General features: G+C 61.1%; 9 protein-coding genes. 8 read left to right on the plus strand and 1 reads right to left on the minus strand.

The genetic code is table 11. The annotated features are described in order from the left end of the window. Positions 1 to 6 precede the first annotated feature (6 nt). The gene (locus ABH944_RS22765; protein WP_404608998.1) at positions 7 to 597 is read left to right on the plus strand and encodes a hypothetical protein; all 591 of its coding nucleotides are present in this window, start codon (positions 7 to 9) and stop codon (positions 595 to 597) included. 260 nt (positions 598 to 857) lie between these two features. Here the strand turns inward: ABH944_RS22765 and ABH944_RS22770 are convergent, their stop codons facing one another. Then, positions 858 to 1,190: a DUF4148 domain-containing protein gene (locus tag ABH944_RS22770; protein WP_404608999.1), complete on the minus strand. Its 333-nt coding sequence runs from the start codon at positions 1,188 to 1,190 to the stop codon at positions 858 to 860. 1,089 nt (positions 1,191 to 2,279) lie between these two features. Between ABH944_RS22770 and ABH944_RS22775 the strand changes: the two genes are divergently transcribed. The 7 genes from ABH944_RS22775 to pdxA all read left to right on the plus strand — a co-directional run bounded on the left by ABH944_RS22775 (position 2,280) and on the right by pdxA (position 11,973). Next, positions 2,280 to 3,419, plus strand: coding sequence for an HPP family protein (locus ABH944_RS22775; protein WP_404609001.1), 1,140 nt, complete (start codon positions 2,280 to 2,282; stop codon positions 3,417 to 3,419). Between the two features lie 73 nt (positions 3,420 to 3,492). Continuing rightward, the gene (locus tag ABH944_RS22780) at positions 3,493 to 3,906 is read left to right on the plus strand and encodes a MarR family winged helix-turn-helix transcriptional regulator (RefSeq protein WP_062086182.1); all 414 of its coding nucleotides are present in this window, start codon (positions 3,493 to 3,495) and stop codon (positions 3,904 to 3,906) included. Positions 3,907 to 4,010: 104 nt separating this feature from the next. After that, positions 4,011 to 5,822 (plus strand): chloride channel protein, encoded by a 1,812-nt coding sequence (locus tag ABH944_RS22785; protein ID WP_404609003.1) that lies wholly within the window; start codon positions 4,011 to 4,013, stop codon positions 5,820 to 5,822. A gap of 488 nt (positions 5,823 to 6,310) precedes the next feature. Then, on the plus strand, positions 6,311 to 7,480 hold the full coding sequence (locus ABH944_RS22790; protein WP_404609103.1) for a porin: 1,170 nt from the start codon (positions 6,311 to 6,313) through the stop codon (positions 7,478 to 7,480). A 103-nt stretch (positions 7,481 to 7,583) separates the two neighbouring features. Then, positions 7,584 to 8,480, plus strand: a complete 897-nt coding sequence (gene dapA / locus ABH944_RS22795; RefSeq protein ID WP_404609004.1) for a 4-hydroxy-tetrahydrodipicolinate synthase — start codon at positions 7,584 to 7,586, stop codon at positions 8,478 to 8,480. Between the two features lie 20 nt (positions 8,481 to 8,500). Continuing rightward, positions 8,501 to 9,670, plus strand: a complete 1,170-nt coding sequence (locus ABH944_RS22800; RefSeq protein WP_404609006.1) for an iron-containing alcohol dehydrogenase — start codon at positions 8,501 to 8,503, stop codon at positions 9,668 to 9,670. Further along, positions 9,667 to 11,973: a 4-hydroxythreonine-4-phosphate dehydrogenase PdxA gene (gene pdxA / locus ABH944_RS22805; RefSeq protein WP_404609008.1), complete on the plus strand. Its 2,307-nt coding sequence runs from the start codon at positions 9,667 to 9,669 to the stop codon at positions 11,971 to 11,973. Before ABH944_RS22800 ends, pdxA begins: the two co-directional genes overlap by 4 nt. The last annotated feature ends 65 nt before the right edge of the window (positions 11,974 to 12,038 follow it).

The following is a 12,038-nucleotide window of genomic DNA, read 5'->3' on the forward strand; positions in this document are numbered from 1 at the left end:
AAAATCATGACACTTCATTTTGCAACCGGGCCGAGGAACGGAAACGCCCTCGTCCAGCAGGGCATGAACAAGCTCTCAAAGCGGCACAACCCCCTCTCGGCGCTTGCGCTCGATTACAGCACCCTCACGGTGCAACAGCCTCACGCTGTCTACGATCTTCGCGCTGATCTTGTCGCCGACGGTGGCGGCCTGGAGTCGGCCGCTGCTTCGGGTTTCCGGTATCTCGTCGAAGGGAACGGAACGAGCGTTGCCGCTGCGGAAGTTCTCGCCGATGCGGCCGGCACCGCGACGCTTCTCGCGAACATCAACTTCGGTCAATTCGTAGGCGCCACCGCGCAGGCCCTGGCGCAGGTCGCCACGCTCCCCGATGTGCGGGCGAACTCGTATGAAGTCCGGCTGTTGCGGTTTTCAGCAATCGCCCTCATGGCGCTCTGGCTGAAGCCCGACTCCGGCGGGGCCGATATTATTTTCCCACTCGCGCCCGCACCAGGTGGTCTTCACGCAGGGCAGTCGTACTCGGAAGCGGATTTCATTAAGGCGATTCGTCCTCTCGCGCAAAAACGTGCGTCGAAGAAGGACCGGACAACGGTCCCATGAACCCGGCGCCGTGAATCCTCTGTGAATCTGCTGTAAATCCGCAGGCCCCGGCGAACAGTGCTGTCGCCGGGGCTTGTGTGCTCGCAAGATTGTTTTGTATGCGATCGGCGAGGTCAGGATAAAGCTGCGGCAATACCCTTGGCGGACACGCCCGCTATGGTGGATTAGCCGTATCAAGGCGGCTTGATCATCCATGACCTGCAGCGCATCGGTACGCTGCAGGGACGGGGCTAATGACACATCTGACTGCAGCCGATGTCCTACTGTCCCTTGTAGATCGATTGTGTATCGACGGGCACTTCTGGCCGGCCCGCTTGCGAGCTGCCGCTGGACGACGTGCCGTATTCGCTGTCTTGCGGAGCCGCTTGCACTTGTGCTTGTGCCTGGTTTTGTGCGGCCACACGCGCTAAGGCGGCTTGCAAGTCGGCAGGGTAGGTTGTGTCGCTGGCGTTTCCGTTATAACCGGCCTGTTGTAGCTGGATGAGTTCAGCGCGCACTTGGTCGCGCGTGACCGGTCCGTTCTGTTGAGCAAACGAAGCGATGGGAACGGCCAGGAACGCGGCCGCAAGAACTGCATGGATCGACGATTTCATGTTACCTCCAGAAGAGTGCGTCCTGCGCCTGAAAGCCAGATTCGCAGGGTATTTCCCCGGGTTGATAGAGAGGTAGTCGTCGGTGTTACACACGATTAAGGACGTTTATTAACTGCCATGTAACGCCGTCACAAGCATGCGAACGCGGAATAGCACACCTTCCCTCAAACCGGATCCGCGACGCACGCCTAAGTCAAAACTCGATCGATAAAAACAATAGGGAAGCTTGTTTATAAACTTGGAGCCGGCTTCCGGCATTGTCCTGGAGAGGGATTGTTGTCGATCGATGACTGCAGTGTCGTCGTTAACCGAGGTGGCCGAAACCGTGCAAATGGAGGATAGATCCGGATTTTCTGGGAGGGGACCGGAGCCCCGCGAAGGGAGGGTAAAGCCACAGTCACGGCTCATTTCCCGGAACGATAGCAACAGCCGGCAGTGAACGAGACGTCGGAGGTGCGCCTCATGTTCCTGGCTCGAGAGCGGGTTAACCTGCTCCGCTCGAATAAAAAAAGGCGCTCGGAGAGCGCCTCAAAGTGAATCCCGTTATTGTTTTTGCTTTCTCCCTACTGACCTCCAATGCCGACGGCGCCTCAACAAACGAATTGAAGCCATTACCGTGGTGACTTGGAGATACGCCGACACATGAAGGTATTAACGGCATGAATCGGTCAAACTTGAGGGGATAGGGAATCTACGTATACCAACAATATCAACGTACCCGGACACAGCACTCCAAAAAGCGTCTTTCGTCCGTTCTGCCTTCTCTCTGCAGGCAACCAGCGCTCTCGATCCCTGCGCTCCTGATCTTTATTATTTGTCATACCGTGATGGTTCAAAAGAGGAATTTTCGTAGTACACGGACCTCCGCAGTCGCTGCCCGCCGAGTTTATTTCGGTTTTTCGCTATATTTAATGATGACCTGGCCTGCCGCTTCGCTGCCATGACCGCCCGGAACCGGTTCAGGCGATATCTTGATATATGTCATAATCGCATACTATTACGATGCATTCGGCAACAGACGCTGCCCGACAGCGAGGACGTTCCATGTGACCTCGCCCGCTCACGATATCTTCCAAGTTTTCCAAGCTTATGATCCGACCTGCTCTCGCACGCTGGCTTCTCAGCTTCTCCCCCTCACCCGTCACGCTTGGTTGGCCCGAACGTTTAAGGTCCTGTCTCGGCGCACTGATCGGCATATCCTTCACCGCGGGCGTGATGCATGTTTTCCTGGGAGATCACGCGCTCATCCCTCTCCTGGTCGCGCCGATGGGCGCCTCCGCAGTGCTGCTGTTCGCGGTGCCGGCGAGCCCGCTCGCCCAACCCTGGTCGATCATCGGCGGCAATATGATGTCGGCGTTCATCGGCGTGGCGTGCGCAACCTGGATCGCGAACCCGATCGACGCCGCGCCGATTGCAGTGGCAATGTCAATTGGTGCGATGTTCGCGTTCAGGTGCGTGCATCCTCCCTCGGGTGCAGTCGCGCTCACTGCCGTGCTCGGTGGGCCAGCCGTGCATGCTCTCGGATTCGGCTTCGTCTTTGCGCCAGTAGCCGCGCAGTCGTTTGCGCTGTTGGGAGTCGGCATCGTGTTTCATGCGGCGACCGGGCATCGCTATCCTCATGCGGCGCGCTCAGCCAGGGAAACCCGCCGCCGTTCGCCAGGGGCCAGCCCTGGATTCACGCGTGAAGACCTCGAGGCAGTACTCGGCCGTCGCGACGAATTGCTGGACATCGACCCGGCCGATCTCGAATCGCTGCTCCTGGAAATACAGCTGCAATCGTATGTCCGCAGCCTCAACGGACTGAGTTGTGCGGACATCATGTCCAGCCCCGTTGTTTCCATTACACGCGGCACGACGATCGCAATGGCCGCCGCGACACTCAAGCGTCATGGCATCAAGGCGCTTCCTGTCGTTGACGACCGCGGGTCCGTGGCCGGTATCGTCACCCGGGCCGACATCGCAAGAAATATGGCGGCCGGAAGACTTCGAGCGCTGGCGACATTTTTCGAGAGATGGTTCGCCCGCCCTGACTCAACGCTGACAGTAGCGTCCATCATGACGACCCACGTGTCCACGGTCAGCGTCACCACTTCGATCGCGAAACTCGTGCCCATGTTCGCCGCTTACGGCCATCACCATATTCCGGTGCTCGATGCGCGGGAGAAACTCGTCGGCATGATCACGCAAGCGGACCTGATCCGGGGCCTCTACCGGCAAACACACGCCTAGCCGCCGTGAATGCACCGTATATATATCACTATGTGATACAATTCCGATCCAGGAACCTGACTGGACTATCCCCATGAAAGAAACTTCTCGCGCCCTGAGAAAGGAAGACTTTGAACAGCTGTCCCAGTTTCGTTACCAGATGCGCCGGTTCGAGCGGTTCTCCGAGCAGGCTGCTCAGGACGAAGGCATTACTCCGCTGCAGTACTTACTGTTGCTGCATATCAAGGGCTACCCGGACCGGGAGTGGGCGACCGTCGGCGAACTCGCTGAAAGGCTTCAGGCCCATCACCACGGAATAGTCGCGCTCGTCACGCGGTGCGAGGCGCTAGACCTGGTCAAACGAAAGCCTAGCGAGACCGATCGCCGCCAGGTCGAGGTTCATTTGCTGAAACCCGGAGAGAAAATCCTCTCTCGGCTAGCCGAATTGCATCGGGCGGAACTGAAGTCGCTCGCGAACACGTTCCGCGTTCCGCAGATCGATTTTTAAGTCGGGGCATGGCGACACCGCTTGCCTTCAGTGACCGTGCAGCAAGGTCACGCCGCTCCATCAGCCGACGCGGACACATAAATCTGAATTGATGAGGAGTCGAGGTGCACGAAAACGCTTCACGAGGTGATTTTGCAGCGAATGCTCATCTGTTGCGGATCACAGCCATTGCAATAGTGATCGGCGCGCTGAGCACGGTCACGGCCTATGTCCTGCTCCACCTGATCAATTTTTTCACCAACCTTTTCTTCTTCCAGTCCCTGTCGTTCGCCAGCCGCTCGCCCGCGGGCAATACCCTCGGTCTTTGGGTAATCGTGATTCCCGTGATTGGCGGGCTGGTCATCGGATTGATTGCTCGCTATGGCAGCGAAGCCATTCGTGGACACGGCATTCCGGAAGCAATCGAAGCAATCCTGTTCGGCAAGAGCAAGATGTCGCCGAAGGTTGCCGTGCTCAAGCCACTTTCCTCGGCGATCGCCATCGGCAGCGGCGGCCCGTTCGGTGCGGAAGGGCCCATCATCATGACGGGCGGTGCGCTGGGGTCCCTGCTCGCACAATACTTCCATCTGACCGCGGGAGAACGCAAAACGCTGCTCGTCGCCGGCGCCGTAGCCGGGATGACGGCAGTGTTCGGTACGCCTGTGGCGGCGGTCCTGCTCGCGGTCGAACTGCTGCTGTTCGAACTGCGCCCGCGCAGCCTGTTGCCCGTTGCCGTCGCGTGCGCGGTGGCGGGTTTCACGCGCCCTCTCCTGATCGGCAGCGGTGCCCTCTTCCCGTTGCAAACCATCCCGTTGGGTCCGCTCGGCCTCATCTCATGCGTGGTTGCGGGTCTCGTGGCCGGCGCCATGTCGTGGGGCCTGTCATCGGCGCTATACAAGGTCGAGGACCTCTTCGGCAAATTGCCGGTTCACTGGATGTGGTGGCCCGCGCTTGGCGGTATTGCCGTGGGCATCGGCGGATATTTCGAGCCGCGCGCGCTCGGCGTGGGTTATGACGTGATCGGCGATCTGCTGCACAACCATCTTGCTGTCAGCGTCGTGGCCGGCTTGATACTGGTGAAGGCGATCATCTGGGTCATCGCCCTCGGTTCAGGCACATCAGGAGGCGTACTCGCTCCGTTGCTGACGATGGGTGCAGCCATGGGAACCATCCTCGGACCGTTCCTTCCCGGCGGGGAGCCCGCAGTGTGGCCGCTGGTATTCATGGCGGCGACGCTCGGCGGGATGATGCGGGCCCCGATCATGGCGACCGTGTTCGCGTTCGAACTCACTCACGACGCCAATGTGCTGTTGCCGCTGCTCATGGCTTCGGCTGTCGCATACGGATTCACAGTGCTGCTGATGCGGCGCTCCATCCTTACCGAAAAGATCGCGCGGCGGGGTTATCACATCTACCGGGAGTACGGTATTGATCCTCTTGAGCGCCATTTCGTCGAGGAGGTGATGACGCGCAAAGTCGAAACGATCGATGCGGATATGCCGGTCGCGCAAGTGCTGGCGACCCGCTTTGGTGAAAAGCAAATGCATCGCGCGTTTCCGGTGACACGGAACGGCGCCTTGGTAGGCATGATCGATCGCGAGGGATTGATCGCGCGAACCGGCAACCCGGCCGTCCACGTAATGAGCGACCTGTTCGGCGCAAACGCGCCGATCATGGCGTTGCCAGGGGAAACCTGCCGGATCGTGTCCAACCGGCTGGCCGTGCATGGACTCGAGCGCTTGCCAGTAGTGTCGGATGCGCAATCGCGCCATCTGGTGGGCTTGATAAGCCGTAGCGACCTGGTGAAACCGTCGCTCGCCTTCTTCGAGGAAGAGGAGCGGCGCGAGATGTTCCGCCGCTCTCCCCTGCACCACCTGAAACAACGGTTTGCACCGGTGAACGGGCACAAAGACGCCGCGACCCGGGAACGTCCATAAGCCTCCCGGCACGCGGTTCATCGGGTCGGATGACGCATTGATCGAAGCCGCGAGCGGCCATACGGTTATCGCGCTCGCAACGGCAAGCGCGATCGTGCGTCATCCTTCAGTACCGGCAACAGCCTGATCGCCAAGCGGCGCATGGTCGAACGATCGACCGCGACCCGACTCTCGCCCCCCTTTCTTCAAGATCACGCAGGCCCGTGCGCACGCGCCCGGTCGTGATATCGCCATTCACCCGGTGTTTTTCGAGCGCCGGCGGACGAAAAAGTCCGAATCGTGACCGCCCCCCATCTCCGCCACAATCCAATCGTAATAATGATCGATTCGATCGTTTTAGGGTTAACATTGATCGATTGAGTCATTTTTGATCTTATAATGACCGTGTCGATCAATGCATGACCGACTTCTGATCGATAAGATCACGACGCTTTGAACATCAAGAAGCGCCAGAGGCGCTCAAAAAAATTAACGGAGAACACATGCAGATGAAGCGTTCCATGCAGGTCCTGGCCACTCTGGGAGCAGTCGGCGCGTCACAATTGGCCGCCACATGCGCTCACGCCCAGAGCTCGGTCACGCTCTATGGCTTGATCGACACCTCGCTTGTTTACTCGAACAATCAGAAAGGCAGCGCCAACTACCAGATGTCGAGCGGAACGCTTTCCGGAAGCCGTTGGGGCCTGAGAGGACAAGAGGATCTGGGCGGGGGCATGCAGGCGTTGTTTGTCCTGGAAAACGGCTTCAGCAGCACAGCCGGTACGCTCGGCCAGAACGGCCGCGAGTTTGGGCGGGCCGCTTATGTTGGCCTTGGAACTCCATTCGGCAAGTTCACGGCCGGCCGTCAAAACGAAGCTTCAGCCGACTTCCTTGGTACGCTCGTTGCGTCCAACCAGTGGGCCGGTGGCATCGGTGCGCACCCGGGCAATACAGACAACCTCTACGTCAACGCCCGTATCAGCAACAGCGTCAAATATGTCAGCAACGACTACGCCGGTTTTCGCTTCAGCGGCCTTTACAGCTTCGGCGGCACGGCCGGCAACTTTGGCAATAATCGCGTCTGGAGCCTTGGTGCGACCTATGTGAACGGCCCGTTCGTCGTAGCGGCTTCGTACCTGAACGCAGCGCAGCCCAATACGTCGCTCTACGACGGCACTGCCGGGACCGCCGCGATTTCGCCGAACAACACCCCGATCTACTCGGGCTACACGTCGGCGCGCACCTTGCAGGTAGCAGGTCTCGGTGGCGCTTATACGCTGGGCGCGGCGACCTTCGGCGTGGTGTACTCGAACTCGAAGTACAAGGATTTGGGAACCGCTGCGGGCACGCTGCCGGTCACGCGGTTTCTCGGCGATACAGCCACCTTCGACAACGTCGAAGCCAACTTCCGCTATCAACTCACGACGCCATTGCTGCTCGGGGTCTCCTACAACTACACCCGTAGCCACGGCGCGGGCGAAGCGCACTACAACCAGGTCAATTTGGGCGCAGACTATTTCCTGTCGAAGCGCACTGACGTGTACCTGAGCACCGGCTGGCAGCAGGCGAGCGGCACGGATTCGACGGGTCACGCAGCAACGGCAGCTCTTTGGCCGATTACGGCATCGAGCAATTCGCATCAGATCGTGGCTGCGCTCGGCTTGCGCCACAAGTTCTGACTATTTAACTCGCGGCGCGTGCGGGTCTCTCCTGCGTGCACCGCTTCAAATACGAGGACGGCCCCTTGCGTGCCGTTCGCTTAAAGCTTAGGGGAGCCCAGGCATGCCAGTTTCGTTCAAAGGGATCATCCCTGCCCTTATTACACCGATGACCTCATCCGAAGCCGTCGACGAGGACGGGTTGCGCGCACTGATCGAACGTTTGATCGAAGCCGGCGTGCATGCGCTTTTCGTGCTTGGCACGAATGGCGAATTCATCGCGCTGAGCGAAGCGGAAAAGCTTGAAATCGCGCGGATCGCCGTGGACCAGGCACGCTCACGCGTGCCGGTGATTGCGGGCACCGGCGCTTACGCCACCCGCGACGTCATCGCGCTGAACCGCAAGATGCAGGATCTCGGCGTGGACGCTGCGTCGGTGATTACGCCGTACTTCAACGGCGCGACGCAAGCGGAACTCTTCACGCACTACGCGAAGATCGCGGAAGCCACGACGCTTCCCATCATGCTTTACACGATTCCGGCCAAGGCGGGCGTAACGCTCAACGTGGACACCGTTCGCCGTCTTGCCGACATTCCCAACATTCGCGGCATCAAGGACAGCGGCGGCGACTTTGACCGCCTGCTGCAACTGATCAACCTGCGCCGTGACGACTTCGCCGTTTTCACCGGCACCGACTCCATGATCCTCTGGACGCTGATCGCGGGCGGAGACGGTGCGGTTGCCGCGACCACCAACGCAGTGCCCGATGTCGTCATGTCGATCTGGAACAACTTCCAGGCGGGAGATGTAGCGGCTGCTCGCCATGCCCAGGAGTCCCTGCGCGCGCTGCGCGATGCGTTCGCGCTCGGCACCATGCCCGTGGTGCTCAAGACCGCGGCCGAGATGCTCGGCATGCCGGCCGGCCCCGCACGCTCGCCCGCGCAACCGCTCGACGAGAAGACCCGCGAGCGTCTTTTCGAAGCGCTCGCGATCTATCGCGGCGCGGCCAACACGAAGTAGTGGAAACGAGACAACCAACAATGAGCAACCCTTATCATTTCCAGACTGTCAAACACATCGTGCATGGGGCAGGCAGCCTGAACCTGTTGCCCGAAAAGCTTGCCCTGCTCGATACACCCATCAAGCGTATCGCGCTCATCACCCAGCCCGCGATTGAAGCGCTTGGTGTGATCGAGCAGGTCGTGGCGGGCCTCGCCGCGAAGGATGTTGAAGTGCTGGTCGTGCGCGATGTTGAACCGGAGCCGACTATCGGCAATGTGGAAGCCGTGTTCCGCGATCAGATCGCGCCATTCGCGCCGCAAGCCATCCTTTCGATCGGCGGCGGCAGCGTGCTCGACGCCGCCAAGCTCTTCGCGGTGCGCCTGACCAACGACCAGCCGCTACGCGAATGGCTAGGCATTGACCTCATCCGCAACCCCGGCGTGCCGATGATCCTTGTGCCTACCACCGCCGGCACGGGCTCCGAAGTGACGCCAAACGCCATCGTCACGTTGCCTGACGAAGAGCTTAAAGTGGGTATCGTGAGCCGTCACTTGCTGCCCCAGATCGTAATCCTCGATGCCTCGCTGACCCTCGGCTTGCCCAAGGCGATCACAGCCGCGACGGGCATGGACGCATTCGTTCACTCGCTCGAGTCGTACATCTCGACAAAAGCCAACCCCATTAGCGACATGTTCGCAATGGAGTCAATGAGGCTGATCGGCGCAAACATTGTGGAGGCGTACGAGCACGGCGATTCGATCAAGGCGCGCGAAGCCATGATGCTCGGTTCAATGTACGGCGGACTCGCACTGACGGCGGCCGGCACCGCTGCCGTCCATGCACTTGCCTACCCGCTCGGCGGCATGTTCAACATCACCCACGGCGTCGCCAACGCCATGCTGCTGCCGCACGTGATGGCGTTCAACCTGGATGCCATCGTTGAACGTCTCGCCACGGTGGCCCGGGCACTCGACCTGAGCGGACCGGCCGACAGCGCGGACACCGCCGCGCAAAAGCTGATCGATCAGATTGCCGCGTGGACGGCGGCTGTGGATATTCCGCAGGATCTGCGCGTCTTCGGTGTGTCGGAGGAACACCTGGATGCGCTCGCAGTGGCGGCATCGAAGGTCAAGCGGCTGCTGGCGAACAATCCCAAGGCGCTGAGCCTTGACGACACGAAGGCGATTTATCGCCGGCTGCTGCCATGACGTATCAAGGCGCCGACGGACCGAAGCTGCTGATTTTCGGCGACGACCTGTCGGGCACCGCCGATTGCGCAGTCACGGGTGCAAGCCTTGGGCTCGAGAGCGTTGTGATGTTCGATGCCCACATGGCGCGCGCACTGCCGGAGCGCATCGACGTGCTGGCAATCGACCTCGACTGCCGGCGCAGTGCCCCCGACGTTGCCGCCCGCGCCAATGCCGATGCGTGGCAAGCGCTCAGGCAACCGGGTCGACGCTTATACAAGAAGATCGATTCAACGTTGCGTGGCAACTTCGCGGCCGAAGTGGCGGCGCTCGTACCGCTCGCCGGCATGGCGATCGTGGCCCCGGCGTTCCCCGCAGCGGGACGAACAACGCGCAATGCTCGCCAGTGGCTTCATGGGGTAGCAGTAGAAACCAGCGAAGTGTGGCGCAATGAAGGTATCGCAGGTCGCGCCGATCTTGCCGCGATGTTCGCGCAACAGGACTTGCGAGTGGGTGTGCTGACACTCGACGCGGTTCGCGGCGATCCGCCCACGCTCGCCGCGCAGATGAGTGAAGCCCGCACGGACGGCGTGCAGGCATTGGTGTGCGACAGCGAAACCAATGACGACCTGCGCCGCGTCGCACGCGCTTCAGCATCGCTCGATGGCGTTTTCTGGGTCGGCTCGGCGGGGCTTGCGCGCGACTTGATGGCCGCGCTCGAGCTGACGGCCCCAGGAAGCCGGACGCACCCATCACCCCTGGTTTGTTCGCCAGTGCTGGCGGTTGTCGGTAGCATGTCAAGCATCTCTCATGAACAGGTTGCCACGCTTAAGGCCGCTGCCGGCAGCGCGATGCTCTCGCTGGAACTCACTACCGAATCATTGCGCTGCGAGCAGCCTGAGTTGACCGCGGTCGTCATTGAAGCTTTGCAGCAAGGCCGCGACGTGGTCGTCGCGCTCAAGCAGGACGACCGCGCTCATCTCGCGGACGGGCTGCTGTTCTGCCAGCGCCTCGCGGCCTTGCTCGCACCGGCCGTGCAGCACGCGGCGAGTGTGATCGCAACAGGCGGCGAGACCGCACGGACGTTGCTGGCCGCAGCCGGTATCAGCACGCTGCGTGTTGTCGATGAAATTGAAAGCGGCGTGCCCTTGCTGCATGCAACGCATGCCGGCCGGACCCTGCAAGTCATCACCAAGGCTGGCGGTTTCGGCACACCCGGCACTCTTACTTCAGCCTGGCGACAGCTCGCCGGCGGCCCCCGCGCTGGCGCGCGGCCATCCCATCAAGGAACTACCGCAATGACCTATCGTCCTGTTATTGGCATCACCATGGGCGATGCCGCCGGCGTCGGCCCGGAAATCATCATGAAGAGCCTCGCGCATGAGTCGGTCTATGCGCAGTGCCGGCCGCTCGTGATCGGCGACGCAGCCCGCCTGCGAGACGCCGCAAAGCGCTCCGGCGTCTCGCTCGACGTGCGCTCGATCGAGCGCCCGGCAGACGCCGAATTCCGCCACGGCGTGGTCGACTGCATCGACCTGGGGTTGATCCCTGCCGACTTGCCCTACGGTAAGCTGTCGGCCATCGCGGGCAACGCGGCGTACCAGTACATTGCCCGCACTGTCGAGCTGACGTCGGCGGGAGAACTCGACGCGATCTGCACCGCGCCGCTCAACAAGGAAGCCCTGCACGCGGGCGGCCATATCTTCCCCGGCCACACGGAAATGCTCGCGCACCTGACCGGCATCGACGAGGTTTCGATGATGCTCGTCGCGCCGAAGCTGCGCGTGATCCATGTGACGACTCATATCGGCCTGCTCGACGCCATTCGCCGCATTGAACCGGGACTCGTCCAGCGCACCATCGAACGCGCGCACGAAACGCTCACGCGGGCGGGCATCGGCAATCCGCGGATCGGCGTGTGCGGCATCAATCCGCACGCAGGCGAGAACGGCCTCTTTGGATATGGCGAAGAAGAAGAAAAGATCATGCCGGCAATCGCGATACTGCAGGCTCGCGGCTGGAATGTGGAGGGGCCGCTGCCCGCCGACACGCTTTTCTTCCGCGCCGGGCGCGGCGACTTCGACGTCGTCGTCGCGATGTATCACGACCAGGGCCATGGCCCGGTGAAGGTGATGGGACTGGAGGCTGGCGTGAATGTGACGGTCGGCTTGCCGGTCATCCGCACGTCGGTCGATCACGGCACGGCATTCGACATAGCCGGCACGGGCATAGCCGATGAACGCAGCATGCTCGAAGCACTCAGGCAGGCGCAGGAACTCGCGACGCGTCATTCGGCGCAAAAAACCTCCGTCGAAGCGTCATGAACCGCTAGCCGCAAACCTCACATATCGGCCGACCCGGCGGAGACACGCCCGGCGGCCACCGCTAC

The sequence above is a fragment of the Caballeronia udeis genome, assembly GCF_044909315.1.
GTDB lineage: Bacteria > Pseudomonadota > Gammaproteobacteria > Burkholderiales > Burkholderiaceae > Caballeronia > Caballeronia udeis_A.